Genomic DNA, 15,881 nt, shown 5'->3' on the forward strand with positions numbered 1-15,881 from the left:
CTGCGTCTCGATAGCGGGGGCGTAGCCTGGGCAGGGGAGGGGGCCTCTCATCCTGCCGCGGGGGCCAAGTTTATCGGGTCAGTGCCTCCCATTACCTTGATCTCGCACCGGTTTGAGTGCCAGACGCGACGCTTCTTTGCGATCCTGTGAGGGTGGCCACGCCCGTTGACGGGAGAAGTCACCCGTTAGGGGAAATGAAGAAGGGAGGCGAAGCCTCCCTTTTGTGTGTCATGGCCACGAGCATGATGCCCCTATGCCATCAGATATCCACCTGGGATCCCAGCTCGATCACCCGGTTGGGCGGGATCTCGAACTGATCCGGCGCCCGCAGGGCGTTGCGTTGCAGCAGCATGAAGAGCTTGCCGCGCAGATAGAGGTACCAGGGGCGCTCCTTCATGATGAGGGACTCGTGGGCCATGAAGAACGAGGTCTCCATCATCCGGCAGCTCAGCCCCTCGGCGTTGCAGCGGTGGAAGATCTCCTCCACGTTGGGGGTCTCGCGCCAGCCGTAGCTCGCCACCACCCGCCAGAAGGTGGGGGAGAGCTGCTCGATGCAGACCCGGCGCACGTTGTGGACATAGGGCACATCCTCCACCTTCAGGGTGAGCAGGATGACGCGCTCGTGCAGCACCTTGTTGTGCTTGAGGTTGTGCAAGAGCGCATGGGGAATGACGTTGACCACCCGCGACAGATAGACGGCGGTGCCCGCCACCCGGGTCGGCGGGGATTTTTCCAGGGAAGCGATCATGGGCTCCAGCGAGTTGCCGTGCTCGTTCAGGCGGCGAATGAGCTGGAAGCGCTCGCTCTTCCAGCTGGTCATCAGGGTGAACATGACGGCCCCCAGGGTGAGCGGCAGCCAGCCGCCGGAGAAGACCTTGGCGAGGTTCGCGGCAAAGAGCGGCACGTCGATGGCGAGCAGCAGGGCGAAGAGGGTGGCCACCAGCGGCTTGCGCCAGTGCCAGCTGTGGCGGGCCACCGAGCAGGAGAGGATGGAGGTGAGCACCATGGTGCCGGTCACGGCGATGCCATAGGCCGCCGCCAGGTTGCTGGAGTGCTCGAAGCTCATGATGACGATCACCACGGAGAGATAGAGCAGCCAGTTGATGACCGGAATATAGATCTGGCCGGACTCCTGCTCCGAGGTGTGCACGATGCGGATGGGGGAGAGATAGCCGAGCCGCACCGCCTGTCGGGTGAGGGAGAAGACCCCGGAGATGACCGCCTGGGAGGCGATCACAGTCGCGAGCGTCGCCAGCAGCAGCAGGGGCAGCAGGGCCCATTGTGGCGCGAGCAGGAAGAAGGGGTTGGCGATGGCTTCGGGATTGCCGAGCAGCAGGGCCCCCTGGCCGAAGTAGTTGAGCACTAGCGATGGCAGCACCACCATGAACCAGGCGCGGCGAATGGGGCTCTTGCCAAAATGCCCCATGTCCGCATAGAGCGCCTCCACCCCCGTGATGGCCAGCACCACGGCGCCCAGGGCAAAGAAGGAGGCGCTCTGGTAGGTCATGAAGAAGCGCAGCGCCCAGACCGGGTTGAGCGCCCCCAGCACCTCGGGGTGCTGGAGGATGCTGTTCAGGCCCAGCACCGCCAGGGTCAGGAACCAGATCAGCATGATGGGGGCAAACAGCTTGCCCACGGTGGCGGTGCCATGTTTCTGGATGGCGAACAGCAGGGTCAGCACCAGCACCGAGAGCGGCACTATATAGGGATCCAGGGAGGGGGCCGCTATCTTCAAGCCCTCGATGGCCGACATCACCGACATGGCCGGGGTGATCACCACCTCGCCATAGAAGAAGCTGCCGCCGACGAGCCCCAGAATGATCAGCACCGGCGTCCACGTCTGCGGGGTGTTGCGGGTTGCGAGCGACATCAGGGTGAGTATGCCCCCTTCGCCCGCGTTGTCCGCCCGCATCACGAAGGAGAGGTACTTGACCGAGACCACCAGGATCAGCAGCCAGAAGATCAGGGAGAGAAAGCCCAGGATGGAGGCGGGCTCTACCCCGAAACCGAATTGGCCGGAGAGGCACTCGCGCAGGGTATAGAGTGGACTGGTGCCGATATCGCCATAGACCACGCCGATCGCCGCCAGCATGACGCCGGACAGGGCGGGTTTGTTAGTACAGTTCATGAAATTATCTTGTCAGATTGCCGGTGGCATGGCTGCCAACACAGGGGCCCCGCACTACCGGGAGTTCACGGATAGTCGTTCGGGAGGATCTTCAGGATTGCGATGGGAGCGGGGTTAGCTGGATATAAATAGGAGACTCATCATGGAACACAGTCTGTTTATCTGCCATTCGGTGAATAATGGCACAGAGTGAGCGGGTTTATGCTCAGGTATAAATAATCAAAAAGGGGGGGGTAACGAAATTATTAATTGGCCACTGATTGAAATACCCCAGCCAGACCTTGGCAAGTGATTGTTTTAACTGGTTATCCATTTTTGCCAGCGTTTTGCGTCAAGCTGGCTGAAAAATAAACGATAAAATGCTGGTCAATAAATTAATAGCTAGGTGTGTAAAGAGGCTAGGATTGGGTGGCAATAGAGTCTTTATTTGCGGGAAGGGAAAGTGTAGAGGCAATGAACGCAGTGAGTTGCACCAAGTATTAAAAGAGGCAAGAGGTGCAATACGCTGCGCTTATTGCACCCTATGGCACTAATCGATAAAATAAATACGATGCTCTATGACCAATGAATCTCACAAATCAATATTTTTATGTTTCCTTTGGCAGGCTGGCTGCTAGAGCAGAAAGAGAATTTTTAAAGTCCTCAGCAGGACCACGTTTAGATAATTGGACTAATTCATTAAGGCCTGTAGAACTGGTAAACGTCATTTCTTGATATAAACAGATTGGTAGCTCGTGATTGTTTTTGAATCTGCGGTCAGGCCCACCAGATTTATTTACATATTTCCATGTCTTATCAACAATCAATGCATCGCTTGGAACGGTTTCATCTTCAATAAACCGCCTATCATGTACCGTCACAAGGAGTGTTTGATAGCTTACTGCTCCGACCCCTGCAGCATCGTAAACCAGAACTCGGTCAGGGAAGAAATGCAAAGTCTGACGACCAACGGCAAGTGAGACAGTTTTTACATTCGTTTGTAAATATGGAGGCTCAGAGATCTGAATTGTTGTTGCTTTGCGGTCTACTAGATTACTGGCACCCGCATGGTATTTTTTATCAAGGACCTTCCCAGAGGCCGATATGTGCCAAGCTTTTCTACATTTCTCCAAGCGCTCAGTTGCTTGGAGCAGTTTATTATATGTAGTCTCTATTTCTGGTTCAAAGTCATAGAACAACACAGTGGTCTTAGCTAGCATATCTCGTGTATGAGATATCCAAGTGAAAAACAAACCCAATACTAACGTAGAAAGCACAACCCATCCTGGTAGCTCCATGTTATTCAATAAATATGTAAACCCTAAGGACGCAATGAAAACAATTGGCCATATCCTAGATTTTTTTCGTTTATCATTTAGCTCGTTGAGTAACTCTGATGAAGATGAATCAACGATCTGTGTGATATGTGCGGAATCAATTTCCTTTAGCGGTTCGTGAGTGAGATCATGGGGATTACTTGTGACGTACTGGTTTATATCTTGAATCGAAGATCTTTCAGATGGAGAACTAGCAATAGTGGAACGGTAGTAAATATTTTTCGTACCAATTCTGACATAGTTTCCCCTTGGACCTGTTCCAATTCTTAGGCCTTTAAGACCAGCAGAAACACCTAGCCCAGATTTTGATAGATTGAAACGAAAAGGGCCAACAGCAATGCTCTTCCTTATATAAATCCCCATGTTTACTCCGATGTAAAAAGCGCCCTGCTAAAAGATTCGTGCGAGGAAATGTTTGTTGCAAAGCTGGTTGCCATCTGGGACATGCTATCTGGTCGATTAAAAAACAGAAGAGGGAGGCGTTAGAAACCGGATCTTGCTCAACATATGGGTCAATATAGGGGCCTTTTTGTTCTTTTTTTTTTCTTTACGACCAACACCTTTCAAATAGCAAAACTAAACATTTTAGCCGCCGTTCTGCTCTCTCCAGGCCTGCTAACACTGCCTTGCGCCCTGTTGCAGCCATTTTATCAATGGGTCGTCGGTATGTCGTCGAGAGGTCGGCCCATCCGATGGGGCAGGGGTTGTCACCCGGATGTCGAATTCATCACCTTGTCGCGTCAAGAGTTGTGACCGGCCGGTGATATAGAACCCTCTTGGCTCTCTCCCTAATAACGGCATTGTGACTGCGGATCCCGATTTCTGCATCGGGTGCCGTACTTGTTGGTGGCTACGATGGGTCACTTGCTAACCTGAGTGCAAGGCAGCCTTGCTCCACCCGACGGGGATCCGGCCATTGGCGCTCGGGGCCGGCTCGGGTATAGTCCTGCGCCAACAAGATAGGTTCGGATGGAGGAGTCGGCGCTGCGTCAGGCAAGCGGGCCGACGCCTCCCTTCGGCGCGGCTTTAAAGGATATCCCCATGAAATTCAGTCCCCTGCTCGATGAGATGATGAAGGCGCTGCAGGTCTTGCCGGGCGTGGGCCCCAAGTCGGCCCAGCGCATGGCGTTCACCCTGCTGGAGCGCGAGCGCAGCGGCGGCCTGCGTCTGGCCTCCCTGCTCAATCGGGCGCTGACCGAAATCGGTCACTGCAGCCACTGCCGCACCTTCACCGAGAACGATCGCTGCGAGATCTGCGCCAATCCCAAGCGCGAGGAGAATGGTCTGCTCTGCGTGGTGGAGAGCCCGGCAGACGTGGCGGCCATCGAGCAGACCGGCCAGTTCTCCGGCCGCTACTTCGTGCTGATGGGTCACCTGTCGCCGCTGGACGGCATAGGCCCGGAGGAGCTGGGGCTGGAGATCCTGGAGCGGCGCCTGAAGGATGAGCACATCAAGGAGCTGATCCTCGCCACCAATCCCACCATAGAGGGGGATGCCACCGCCTGGTATATCGCCGACATGGCCCGCGCCGCCGGGGTGGAGGTGAGCCGCATCGCCCACGGGGTGCCGGTGGGGGGCGAGCTGGAGCTGGTGGATGGCACTACGCTCTCCCACTCCCTGATGGGGCGTCAGCGCATCTAAACCTGCTTATGTGCCTGCTGCTAAACCGTGATCAAGGCTCATGTGCTGCTCGCTTATGTGAAACCAGGGGCTCATGTATGCCTATACGTTCCGCTTCCTGCGCGGATCGACACCTTGCTGACGGCTTCTCGCGACGGCCCATCAACAGGTTTGGCCGGGTAGTACAAAATGTGGCCATCCGAGCCCGCAACAAGGGGCCAGTGTGCAAGTTTGCTCTCAAGTTTGCACTCTGGCCCCTTGATATTTGGTGGGCCAGCCCCATCTAGGTTGTGAATCTGTTCAACCCGACGTTTTGAGGACTGGTCGATGACCCAAAGTGTTCACGCCGAAACCCACGGCTTTCAGACTGAAGTCAAACAACTGCTGAGCCTGATGGCTCACAGCCTCTACTCCAACAAAGAAGTATTCCTGCGCGAGCTTATCTCCAACGCATCCGATGCGGCGGACAAGCTGCGCTTCAAGGCGCTTTCCGATGCCTCTTTGTTCGAAAACGACGGCCAGCTGCGCGTGCGCCTGGTGGTGGACAAAGAGAACAAGACCCTGACCATCTCGGACAACGGTATCGGCATGACCCGGGACCAGGTGATCGAGCACCTGGGTACCATCGCCAAGTCCGGTACCGCCGAGTTCTTCAAGCACCTCTCCGGTGATCAAGGCAAGGACTCCCAGCTGATCGGTCAGTTCGGGGTGGGCTTCTACTCCGCCTTCATCGTCGCCGACAAGGTGACCGTCATCTCCCGCGCCGCCGGCACAGAGCCGGGCCAGGGCGTGCAGTGGGAATCCGAAGGGGAAGGCTCCTTCACCGTGGCTGACGTGACCAAAGAGGGTCGCGGCACCGACGTCATCCTGCACCTGCGCAGCGATGAAGAGGAGTTCCTGGACGACTGGCGCCTGCGCTCCGTGGTTGCCAAATACTCCGACCACATCAGCGTGCCGGTGGAGATGTTCAAGGAGGGTACTCCGGATCGCGAAGAGGACGGTGAAACCATAGTCGGGACCCCGGGGGAGTGGGAGCAGGTCAACCGCGCCACCGCGCTCTGGACCCGCAACCCCAAAGACATCAAGGACGAGGAGTATCAGGAGTTCTACAAGCACGTCGCCCACGACTTCGAAGATCCCCTGCTGTGGGGCCACAACCGGGTTGAAGGGGCTCAGGAGTACACCAGCCTGCTCTACATCCCGGCCCGCGCACCGTTCGACCTCTACAACCGCGAGCAGAAGCACGGTCTCAAGCTCTACGTGCAGCGCGTCTTCATCATGGACGACGCCGAGCAGTTTATGCCGACCTACCTGCGCTTCGTCAAAGGGGTGCTGGACTCCAACGATCTGCCGCTCAACGTCAGTCGTGAAATTTTGCAGGACAACAAGGTGACCGCCTCCCTGCGCAAGGCCTGCTCCAAGCGGGTGCTGACCATGCTGAACAAGCTGGCGAAAGAGGACGGCGAGAAGTACGCCAAGTTCTGGAGCGAGTTCGGCAATGTGCTCAAAGAGGGCCCGGCCGAGGATTACGCCAACCGCGAAGAGATCGCCAAGCTGTTGCGCTTTGCCAGCACCGCCGGCGAGGGCGAGGCCCAGACAGTGTCGCTCGAGGACTACGTTGGCCGCATGAAGGAAGGCCAGCAGAAGATTTACTACATCACCGCCGACTCCTATGCCGCGGCCAAGAACAGCCCGCATCTGGAGATCTTCCGCAAGAAGGGGGTCGAAGTGCTGCTGATGTGGGAGCGGGTCGACGAGTGGCTGATGAGCCACCTCACCGAGTTCGACGGCAAGCAGCTGGTCTCCGTCACCCGTGGCGAGCTGGATCTCGGCGAGCTGGAGGACGAGGCGTCCAAGCAGGCCCAGGAGGAGGCTGAAAAGGCCAACGCCGGTCTGGTGGCACGGGTCAAGCAGAGCCTGGCCGATGCGGTGAAAGAGGTGCGTGTCACCCACCGCCTGACCGACTCCCCCTCCTGCATCGTCACCGACGACCACGGCATGAGCACCCAGATGATCAAGCTGATGCGCGCCGCCGGTCAGCCGGTGCCGGAGCAGAAGTACATCCTGGAGCTCAACCCCGACCACGCCCTGGTGAAGAAGTTGGGCGCCATCGAAGACGAGGCGCTGTTCGGCGAGTGGGTCGCCCTCTTGCACGAGCAGGCCCAGCTGGCGGAGCAGGGCGGGCTCAATGATCCGGCGAGCTTCGTCTCCCGTATCAACCGTCTGCTACTCCAGGCGTGATGTGATTGGCCCACTGCAAGGCAGTGGGCTTTTTTTTGGTCGACGCCGCCCCCGGGGCGGCGTCGGTCGCCCTGGTGGTTGCTGCATTTTCAATCATTTTTGGTGGCAGGGGCCTGCGTCTTTGGTCGCAGAGACGGCGCCAGGGAGTGGTGATAATCTGGCCACTCACACGGGGCGAGCTTGTTAATATGGGCGAAAACGTGTAGTTTTTTGCCTTCTCAAGAATTGAATAACCAATCAATTAGGAGCGTGTATGCGCATTGTTCTGTTGGGAGCACCGGGTGCCGGCAAGGGTACCCAGGCTCAGTTCATCATGGAAAAACACGGTATTCCGCAGATCTCCACCGGCGACATGCTGCGTGCGGCGATCAAGGCGGGCACCGAGCTGGGCCTCAAGGCCAAGGCCGTGATGGACGCAGGTCAGCTCGTCTCCGACGACATCATCATCGGCCTGGTCAAAGAACGTATTGCGCAACCGGATTGCGCCAACGGCTTCCTGCTGGACGGCTTCCCCCGCACCATTCCCCAGGCGCAAGCCATGAAGGATGCCGGTGTGGTGGTGGACTTCGTGCTGGAGTTCGACGTGCCGGACGAAGAGATCGTCAAGCGCATGAGCGGCCGCCGCGTGCACTCCGGCTCCGGCCGTACCTACCACGTGGTGTTCAACCCGCCGAAAGTGGAAGGCAAGGATGACGTGACCGGCGAGGATCTGGTGATCCGTGCCGACGACGAAGAGACCACGGTGCGCAAGCGTCTGGATGTCTACCATCAGCAGACTGCGCCGCTCATCGGCTTCTACGGCAAGGAAGCGGAAGCGGGCAACACCCGTTACGTCAAGATCGACGGCACCCAGCCGGTGGATCTGGTCAGCCAGCAGCTGGCGGCGATCCTCGGCTAAATCTGGTCTTGCCACCGGCATTGCCCGGCGTGCTGGCAATCCTCTTGCCACGCCATGGGGCACTCGCGGGGCAACGACATTGAGACAAGGGTCCATACAGGGCCCTTTCTTGCATTATCACAAGCACGACAAACACCCCACGACAGGACGCTAACGTGACCACGAAAACCGGGATCTTGCTCGTCAATCTTGGGACCCCAGCGGCGCCAACCTCGGCGGCCGTCAAGGCCTTTCTCAGTCAGTTCCTGCAGGACCCCAGGGTGGTCGAGATACCTCGCCTGCTGTGGGCCCCGCTGCTGACCTTCGCCATACTGCCGTTTCGGGCCCCCAGAGTCGCCAAGCTCTATCAGCAGGTCTGGACCGAGCAGGGATCGCCCCTGATGGCCATCAGCCAGCGGCAGCGGGCGGCGCTGGAGCAGGAGCTCAAGCGGGAAGGGGTCGATGTGCCCGTGGTGCTGGCCATGACCTATGGCTCGCCCTCCCTCGACGAGGGCTGGCAGGCGCTCAAGGCCCAGGGGGTCAACCGGGTGATACTGCTGCCGCTCTATCCGCAGTATGCCGCCAGCACCACGGCCGCCGTGTTCGACGGCTGGGCCCGGGTGATGAAGAAGGAGCGCCACCTGCCGGTGATGCGCCTCATCCGCGACTACCACAACCACCCTGAGTACATTCAGGCGCTGGCCATGAGCGTGCGTCGCCAGTGGGAGCAGCAGGGCCAGGGTGAGCACCTGCTGATGTCCTTCCACGGCATTCCCCAGCGCAGCGAGGACGAGGGGGATCCTTACGGTCACCAGTGTCGCCGCACCGCCGCCCTGCTGGCGGAGGCGCTGGGTCTGTCCCCCGAGCAGTGGAGTGCCAGCTTCCAGTCCCGCTTTGGCAAGCAGGAGTGGCTCAAGCCCTATACCGACGTCACCATAGCCCAGTTGGCGGAACAAGGGGTCAAGCGGCTCGATGTGATCTGCCCGGCCTTCTCGGCGGATTGCCTCGAGACCCTGGAGGAGATCCAGGTCGAGAACCGCGCCGTCTTCATGGACGCGGGGGGAGAGCAGTTCCACTACATACCGGCCCTCAACAGCGATCAGGCCCACATCCGCATGATGGTGTCGCTGATCTGCCGCGAGCTGGCGTGAAGGGTCTTCACGGCCGCGACTATGCGCGCCTGGTGTTTGGGTTCAACGATAAAGGAGTGTCTTGATGATGCATATCACGCTGATCTACGCAGGCCTCTTGGGGCTCCTGTTCCTGCTGCTCTCGTTCTGGGTGGTCAAGCGCCGCGCCCAGTTCAAGGTGATGATAGGGGAAGGGGAGGCGCCCGAGATGCTCTCCGCCATCCGTGCCCACGGCAACTTCGCCGAGTATGTGCCGCTCACCCTCTTGCTGATGGCCCTGTGCGAACTGGCCGGGGTGGGGGCGCTCTGGCTGCATCTGGGTGGGTTGCTGCTGCTGGTGGGGCGCATCCTGCACGCCATCGGCATCCAGATCCCAAAGGCGCCGAACAAGCCACGGCTCTTCGGCACCCTGTTCTTCTGGCTGGCCCTGGGGCTCTTCTCGGTGCTGGCGCTGGTGCAGGGGCTGTCATTCGGCTGAGGCCCGGGCCACTTGAGTGCGAAAAACCACCTCAGCGCGAGGTGGTTTTTTGATGGGGAAAGATCAAACGTTTTCCTCGCAAACCCTTGCCTATACTGACCTCAAAATTTAATCGTGCGACTTTTCGGCGGGGTGGATTGTGTTAAAATCCCGCCCCTCTTTCCCCCAGAGCACAGAAGATTGCCATGAAATTTCCCGGTCAGCGCAAGTCCAAACACTACTTCCCGGTCGACAGGCGTGATCCCCTGATCCCGCAAAATCCCCAGCTCACCGAACTGGGCAAGGCCTATGTGGTGGGCATAGATCAGACTCTGGTGGATATCGAAGCCCATGTGGACGAGGACTTTCTGAACCGGTACGGCCTGAGCAAGGGCCACTCCATGCTCATCTCCGACGACGTGGCCGAGCGGGTCTATGAAGAGCTCAAGGCCAACAACATGGTGGTGAGCGAATTTGCCGGCGGCACCATAGGCAACACCATGCACAACTACTCTGTGCTGGCGGATTCCCACTCCATCCTGCTCGGGGTGATGAGCCAGGACATCCGCATCGGCAGCTACGCCTACCGCTATCTGTGCAACACCTCCTCCCGGGTCAACCTCGACTACCTGCAGCCGGTGGACGGCCCGGTCGGTCGCTGCTTCACCTTCATCACCGAAGGGGGCGAGCGCAGCTTCGGCATCAACGCCGGCAAGATGGACCACCTGGACGTGGCGCACATCCCGGAGGCCATCATCAAGGACTCCTCCGCCCTGGTGATCACCGCCTACCTGGTGCGCGGCGCCGACGGCACCCCCATGAAGGAGGCCGCCATGGCTGCCGTCCGTTATGCCCGCGAGGCCGGTGTGCCCGTGGTGCTGACCCTGGGCACCCGTTTCGTCATCGACGAGAACCCCCAGTGGTGGCGTGACTTCATCAGCGAGAACGTGACCGTGCTCGCCATGAACGAGGACGAAGCCGAGGCCCTGACCGGGATAAAAGATCCGCTCGGCGCCGCCGACAAGGCGCTGGACTGGGCCGACATGGTGCTCTGCACCGCCGGTCCCATCGGCCTCTACATGGCGAGCTACACCGACGAGGATTACAAGCGCGAGACCACCCATACCCTGCTGCCCGGTGTCATCCCCGAGTTCAACATGTATGAGTTCAGCCGCCCCATGGCCCGCGAGAAGTGCCGCAAGCCGGCGCGGATCTACTCCCATATATCCCCCTACATGGGCGGCCCGGAGAAGATCAAGAACACCAATGGCGCCGGGGACGGTGCCCTGTCCGCCGTGCTGCACGACATGGTGGCCAACGCCTATCACCGCATGAATGTGCCGAACTCCGCCAAGCACCTCTCCGAGTTCCTCACCTACTCCTCCCTGGCCCAGGTGTGCAAGTACGCCAACCGGGTGAGCTACGAGGTGCTGGCCCAGAGCAGCCCGCGTCTCTCCCGCGGCCTGCCGGAGAAGGAAGACAGCCTGGAAGAGGTGTACTGGGAGCGGTGATCCCGTCATCCGGTCGACAACAAGAAAGGGTGCCACTGGGCACCCTTTCTTGTTTTTGGGGCTGGATCATGTTTTTGGCACTGCTTTTGCTGACATCGTGGACAGGGCGCGCCGTGGCGGCATACCTTGTGTTAAGGATATGTAGCTGCTGCGGGGCTGGGGTATGTTGAGACAATGGAGTATCGGTCGGCGCCTGTCGCTGGTGACCCTGATGGTGCTGGCGCTGCTGGGACTGCTGCTGTTCTTCTGCCTGCAGATCTATCATCAGGGGCTGATGGGGGAGAAGAGCCGTCAGACCCGGGCCCAGGTGGACACCGCCTACAGCCTGGTGGCGGGGCTGGAGGCCAGGGTGCGCAAGGGAGAGCTCGACGAGGCGAGCGCCAAGGCCGAGGCCCTCGCGCTGATCAAGGGGCTGCGCTATGGCGCCGATGACTACTTCTGGATCAATGACAGCCACCCCACCATGGTTATGCACCCCATGAAACCCGAGCTGGACGGCAAGGATCTCTCCGGGGTGGAGGACAAGCAGGGGCTCAGGCTGTTCGTGGCCTTCGCCGATCTGGCGCGGGCGCAGGGGGCCGGGGAGGTGGCCTACTACTGGCCCAAGCCCGGGGTGGAGGAGCCGGTGCGCAAGATCTCCTACATCAAGCGCTTCGCCCCCTGGGACTGGATCATCGGCACCGGCGTCTATGTGGACGACGTCGAAGCCCAGTATCAGGAGGTGCTGCGCACCCTGCTCGGGGTCGGCCTGGTGCTGGCCCTCCTGCTGTTTGCCGTGGTCGGACTCATAGTGCGCAGCATAGTGGTGCCCCTCTCCCAGTCGGTATCGGCCCTCGGCAACATCGCCAGGGGGGAGGGGGATCTGCGTTTTCGGCTGCCGGAGTCGGGCCGGGACGAGCTGAGCCAGCTCTCGGTCAACTTCAACCTCTTCGCCGGCCAGATGGCGCAGCTGGTGGGGCGCAGCCAGCAGATCACGGCCCAGAACCGGGAGCAGGCGCACCAGCTGGCCCAGGTCGTCGATCGGACAGGCGCCATCGTCACCGGCCAGGAGCAGGACACCCTGCGGGTGGCCAGCGCCATGGAACAGATGACGGTGAGCAGCCGGGAGGTGGGCCAGCACGCGGCCCAGGCCGCCGAGGCGGCGGACTCCGCGCTCAACCTCGCCCGGCACGGGCGCCAGGTGGTGGCCCAGACCCGGGAGACCATCAGCCAGCTGGCGGACGAGATGGTGGAGACGGTGCAGGCGGTGAGCCGGCTCGAGCAGGAGACCCAGCAGATTGGCTCGGTGCTCGACGTGATCCGGGGGGTGGCGGAGCAGACCAACCTGCTGGCCCTCAACGCCGCCATCGAGGCGGCCCGGGCCGGGGAGCAGGGGCGCGGCTTTGCGGTGGTGGCCGACGAGGTGCGCACTCTGGCGACCCGCACCCACAGCTCCACCGACGAGATCCGGCAGATGATCCAGCGGCTGCAGGAGGGGGCGGGCCGGGTGGTCAGCGGCATCACCCAGTTGCAGCAACTCTCCCGCTCGACCGCGGACCGGGCCGGTGACGCCGACGGCGCCATTCATGCCATCGATGGATCTGTGCACACCATCAATGCGATGAACAGCCAGATCGCCACCGCCGCCGCCGAGCAGAGCAGGGCGGCCGAGGAGATCAACCAGCGGCTGGTGGCCATCACCGAGCTGGCGGCGGATGCCCTGGCCCAGAACCGGTTGACCGAGCAGGCGGCAAGCCAGCTGACGCTCTCCTGTGATGAGTTGGGGGCACTGGTCGCCCAATATCGTACCTGATGGCGCTTATCCCCGCCTTTTTGGGGATAAGGCTTGAGTCTGGGGGGCTTTTGGGACACCATCAGCCCCATTATTGGCCAGCGTTGGCCGACCGCCTGCAAGAGAGAGACCCCCATGAGCAAACTAACTGACAATCTTGACGCCAATTTCCAGCTGTTCATCGAAGAAGTCCGCGAGTCGGGTCAGGTGTGGGGTCTGCGTTACGGTGAAGACTGGGTGGTGTGCCGCTCCGCCGAGTTCGAAGATGCCGACGTCATGCCGCTCTGGTCTGCCGAGGGCGATGCCCGTCTGCACTGCGTGGACGAGTGGGCGGACTACGAGCCGGAAGTGATCGAGCTGGAAGAGTTCCTCGACATCTGGATCAACGATCTGGACGAAGACGATGTGCTGGTCGGCCCGAACTGGAACGCCGATCTGGAAGGCCAGGAGCTCGAGCCCATCGAGCTGGCCAAGGCGCTGGTTGAGCTGGACGCCTGAACCGTGCTGCACTGATGGCCCCGATGCGCGCCATCGCCGAGACCAGAACCGACGGCTGCGAGGCCGTCGGTTTTTTTGTTCCCGGCTGGTCGCCAGCGTGAGCGGGCGATTTGGCTTTGCACCCGTCGCCGAGATGGGTCATCATCAACCCTTTGCCGATCGGGAGGTGCCATGTTTGTCTTTGACGTGACCACAGCGGCGGGCGCGCGGGCCCGGATCCGGGTGCAGGCGCTGGACTGGGGCCAGAGCGGTCCCGTGACCTTCCAGTGCGACAGCGACGCCCTGGCCCTGGTGCTGCTGACCGGCTGCCGCTGCGATGCGGTGGGTTATTTCGATCTGCTGGCCGGTTGCAAGCCGCTCTATGTGGAGCAGTGGCTCGCCTACCTGCAGGAGAGCGGCCATCTCGACAAGCAGAGCTGCCAGCTGGAGAGCCCGTCCCAGGAGGACTATCTGGCCCGGGCCGGGCTGGATGACGAAGAGCTCAATGCTCTGCTGGGACAGGTCTACAAGGTGGCCGGCTTCAATCGCCTGCAGATCAACCGTTACCTCAAGAACCGCCACAACCCGACCATGCTGGCGACCCGTTACGATCAGAAGGAGCTGGAGCGCTATCGCCAGCTCAATGACATCATTCTGACCCTGCTGAAGTTGAAACGTCCCCAGTGAAGACCCCCGGATGGGGAATGTCGGGCCTCAGTTCCTGGGGCCGTGCGATCAGATACCCCTGCAATCCGTCCACATACATGCCTTCCAACAACTGCTTCTGACCGAGCTCCTCCACCCCTTCCGCTATCACTAGACAGCCCATGCGATGGGAGACGTCGACTATCATCCGCACGAACTGCTGGTTGGCGATGTCCCGTTCCAGGGTGCCAAGCAGCAGCGGATCCAGCTTCACATAATCCGGCCTCAGCTCATGAAGCAGGGTGAAGGAGTCCATCCCCTTGCCAAAGTTGCGAATGGTGGAGCGACTGCCATGGCGCCTGAGCAGTTCAAACAGCCGCTTTCCACCGACCATGTTGTGTTTCAGGTGCTCTTCATCCAGGGCGAAGACCAGATTGGCGCTGATGTTCGCATCCTTTTGCAGCTGGTGATCAAACCAGATCAAAAAGGCGCTGTTCTGCAGCAGGCAGCTGGAGAGGTTGAGCCCCCAGCGGTGGGTCTGCTGGTCGAAGGCGCGATACTGGCGCATGACATGGGTGATCAGCATCTGCTCCAGCCGCATCAGCATTTCCAGTCGCTGTGCCATGGCAAAGAGCGTGTCTGTGGGGAGCTGTATGCCCTCTCGATTGCTGAAGCGGGCAGAGATGTCCTGGTAGGGCACCATGTCCCGATTGAACGACTGCACCGGCTGGCTGTAGAGCGTGATGCAATCCGGCTGCGACAGCAGATCCTCCAGCACTCTCTTCCAGTGCTGCTGGCCATGGAGGTTGCTGGAGTGATCATGCTGCTGGATGGCCCAGCCGTTGATGGTTTCAGTCTGGGCCCGTGCCAGGGCGAGATCGGCGCGGGCCAGGATAGCCTCGATATTCTGCGCGCGGGAGAGCTGGGTCAGCCCTGTGTAGGCCACATTTTCCAGTTCCCGCTCCCGATGATAGTGATCGAAGGCCCGCTTGAACTCCTGCCCCAGCAAATGGGGCGGAATGTTGATGTCAGAGGGGAGCAGCACCGCAAAATCAGAGCCCGAGATGCGATAGACCTGGTGCCCGGGAAAGCGGTTGACCACCAGATTGATGAGGTTGGAAATATCCCGGATGTAGGCATCCCCGGACTGGAAGCCGCGCTGGGTGTTGAGGCGGGCAAGCTCGGTGGCGCGGATCAGCACCAGGATGGCGGTCTGGGTCGTCTCCTGCAGCAGCAGCTCGGTGAGATCGCGCCTGAACGCATGGCGGTTGCGCAGGCCCGTCATCTCGTCCTGAGTCGCCTGCTGCTGCAGCTCGCTTATCTGGCGATGTGCATCGAGTTCGGCTTCACTGAAGGAGGCAAGCAGCTGGCGTAGCGCCGTTTGTGCCTGCGGACTCTCCAGCATGGCGGGATCCCGTTGTTGCAGCGCCAGCAGCCAGCGCTGCTCCTGCCTCTCCCGCTCCCCCTTGCGCACGCTGTGGGTGAGAAAGAGCAGCAGGGCAAAACCGATGAGGGTGGTCATCAGGACCAGCAGCAGGGTGAGAGGGGAGGCCGGAGGCGCAAGCCAGAGCCCCTGCAGCAACAGCATGGGAATGCAGACCAGGGCACTGACCAGCAGCAGATTTCCCTCGTGTTTATTCAACATCGTTTCATCCTTGATGATGCTCGTGATGTAGAAATTCTAACCAAGCCGCCGGCACAACGCTTG

12 protein-coding genes are annotated in these 15,881 nt (G+C 60.3%); 9 read left to right on the forward strand and 3 right to left on the reverse strand.

From position 1 onward, the window contains the following. Window positions 1–259 precede the first annotated feature (259 nt). Together kup and ACWPWQ_RS07645 are read right to left on the reverse strand one after the other, a co-directional pair. Window positions 260–2,128 (reverse strand): low affinity potassium transporter Kup, encoded by a 1,869-nt coding sequence (kup, locus tag ACWPWQ_RS07640; RefSeq protein ID WP_454009468.1) that lies wholly within the window; start codon window positions 2,126–2,128, stop codon window positions 260–262. Window positions 2,129–2,715: 587 nt separating this feature from the next. Next, entirely contained in the window at window positions 2,716–3,807 is a 1,092-nt protein-coding gene (locus tag ACWPWQ_RS07645; RefSeq protein ID WP_454009469.1) for a DUF4236 domain-containing protein, read from the reverse strand. Between the two features lie 678 nt (window positions 3,808–4,485). Here ACWPWQ_RS07645 and recR point away from each other — a divergent pair. The 9 genes from recR (at window position 4,486) to ACWPWQ_RS07690 (ending at window position 14,215) form a co-directional block, all read left to right on the forward strand. Continuing rightward, the gene (gene recR / locus ACWPWQ_RS07650; protein WP_025326665.1) at window positions 4,486–5,085 is read left to right on the forward strand and encodes a recombination mediator RecR; all 600 of its coding nucleotides are present in this window, start codon (window positions 4,486–4,488) and stop codon (window positions 5,083–5,085) included. A gap of 306 nt (window positions 5,086–5,391) precedes the next feature. Further along, window positions 5,392–7,305 carry a molecular chaperone HtpG gene (gene htpG / locus ACWPWQ_RS07655; protein WP_247626671.1) on the forward strand — a complete coding sequence of 638 codons (1,914 nt, stop codon included), beginning with the start codon at window positions 5,392–5,394 and terminating at the stop codon, window positions 7,303–7,305. A 253-nt stretch (window positions 7,306–7,558) separates the two neighbouring features. Further along, window positions 7,559–8,203, forward strand: a complete 645-nt coding sequence (gene adk / locus ACWPWQ_RS07660) for an adenylate kinase (protein WP_454009470.1) — start codon at window positions 7,559–7,561, stop codon at window positions 8,201–8,203. 155 nt (window positions 8,204–8,358) lie between these two features. Beyond that, window positions 8,359–9,333 (forward strand): ferrochelatase, encoded by a 975-nt coding sequence (gene hemH, locus ACWPWQ_RS07665; RefSeq protein WP_025326668.1) that lies wholly within the window; start codon window positions 8,359–8,361, stop codon window positions 9,331–9,333. Between the two features lie 64 nt (window positions 9,334–9,397). Continuing rightward, complete coding sequence (locus ACWPWQ_RS07670) at window positions 9,398–9,790, forward strand: MAPEG family protein (protein ID WP_139439439.1); 393 nt, start codon at window positions 9,398–9,400, stop codon at window positions 9,788–9,790. Between the two features lie 185 nt (window positions 9,791–9,975). Further along, the gene (locus tag ACWPWQ_RS07675) at window positions 9,976–11,280 is read left to right on the forward strand and encodes an inosine/guanosine kinase (RefSeq protein ID WP_139439438.1); all 1,305 of its coding nucleotides are present in this window, start codon (window positions 9,976–9,978) and stop codon (window positions 11,278–11,280) included. Window positions 11,281–11,443: 163 nt separating this feature from the next. Next, a complete protein-coding gene (locus ACWPWQ_RS07680) occupies window positions 11,444–13,072 on the forward strand; it encodes a methyl-accepting chemotaxis protein (RefSeq protein ID WP_454009471.1) in 1,629 nt (542 codons plus the stop codon). Window positions 13,073–13,186: 114 nt separating this feature from the next. Further along, window positions 13,187–13,549, forward strand: coding sequence for a DUF2750 domain-containing protein (locus tag ACWPWQ_RS07685; protein WP_010674427.1), 363 nt, complete (start codon window positions 13,187–13,189; stop codon window positions 13,547–13,549). Window positions 13,550–13,720: 171 nt separating this feature from the next. Then, complete coding sequence (locus tag ACWPWQ_RS07690; protein ID WP_139439436.1) at window positions 13,721–14,215, forward strand: hypothetical protein; 495 nt, start codon at window positions 13,721–13,723, stop codon at window positions 14,213–14,215. Here ACWPWQ_RS07690 and ACWPWQ_RS07695 read toward each other — a convergent pair. Further along, window positions 14,178–15,818, reverse strand: a complete 1,641-nt coding sequence (locus tag ACWPWQ_RS07695; RefSeq protein WP_429107907.1) for an EAL domain-containing protein — start codon at window positions 15,816–15,818, stop codon at window positions 14,178–14,180. The genes ACWPWQ_RS07690 and ACWPWQ_RS07695 overlap by 38 nt on opposite strands. Between the last annotated feature and the right edge of the window lie 63 nt (window positions 15,819–15,881).

Source organism: Aeromonas sp. Marseille-Q7275, assembly GCF_965119515.1.

Excerpts from the sequence above, each read along its gene's own strand:
- kup (WP_454009468.1), bottom strand. The coding sequence starts at position 2,128 with ATGAACTGTACTAACAAACCCGCCCTGTCCGGCGTCATGCTGGCGGCG.
- ACWPWQ_RS07645 (WP_454009469.1), bottom strand. The coding sequence starts at position 3,807 with ATGGGGATTTATATAAGGAAGAGCATTGCTGTTGGCCCTTTTCGTTTC.
- recR (WP_025326665.1), top strand. The coding sequence starts at position 4,486 with ATGAAATTCAGTCCCCTGCTCGATGAGATGATGAAGGCGCTGCAGGTC.
- htpG (WP_247626671.1), top strand. The coding sequence starts at position 5,392 with ATGACCCAAAGTGTTCACGCCGAAACCCACGGCTTTCAGACTGAAGTC.
- adk (WP_454009470.1), top strand. The coding sequence starts at position 7,559 with ATGCGCATTGTTCTGTTGGGAGCACCGGGTGCCGGCAAGGGTACCCAG.
- ACWPWQ_RS07670 (WP_139439439.1), top strand. The coding sequence starts at position 9,398 with ATGATGCATATCACGCTGATCTACGCAGGCCTCTTGGGGCTCCTGTTC.
- ACWPWQ_RS07675 (WP_139439438.1), top strand. The coding sequence starts at position 9,976 with ATGAAATTTCCCGGTCAGCGCAAGTCCAAACACTACTTCCCGGTCGAC.
- ACWPWQ_RS07680 (WP_454009471.1), top strand. The coding sequence starts at position 11,444 with ATGTTGAGACAATGGAGTATCGGTCGGCGCCTGTCGCTGGTGACCCTG.
- ACWPWQ_RS07685 (WP_010674427.1), top strand. The coding sequence starts at position 13,187 with ATGAGCAAACTAACTGACAATCTTGACGCCAATTTCCAGCTGTTCATC.
- ACWPWQ_RS07690 (WP_139439436.1), top strand. The coding sequence starts at position 13,721 with ATGTTTGTCTTTGACGTGACCACAGCGGCGGGCGCGCGGGCCCGGATC.
- ACWPWQ_RS07695 (WP_429107907.1), bottom strand. The coding sequence starts at position 15,818 with ATGTTGAATAAACACGAGGGAAATCTGCTGCTGGTCAGTGCCCTGGTC.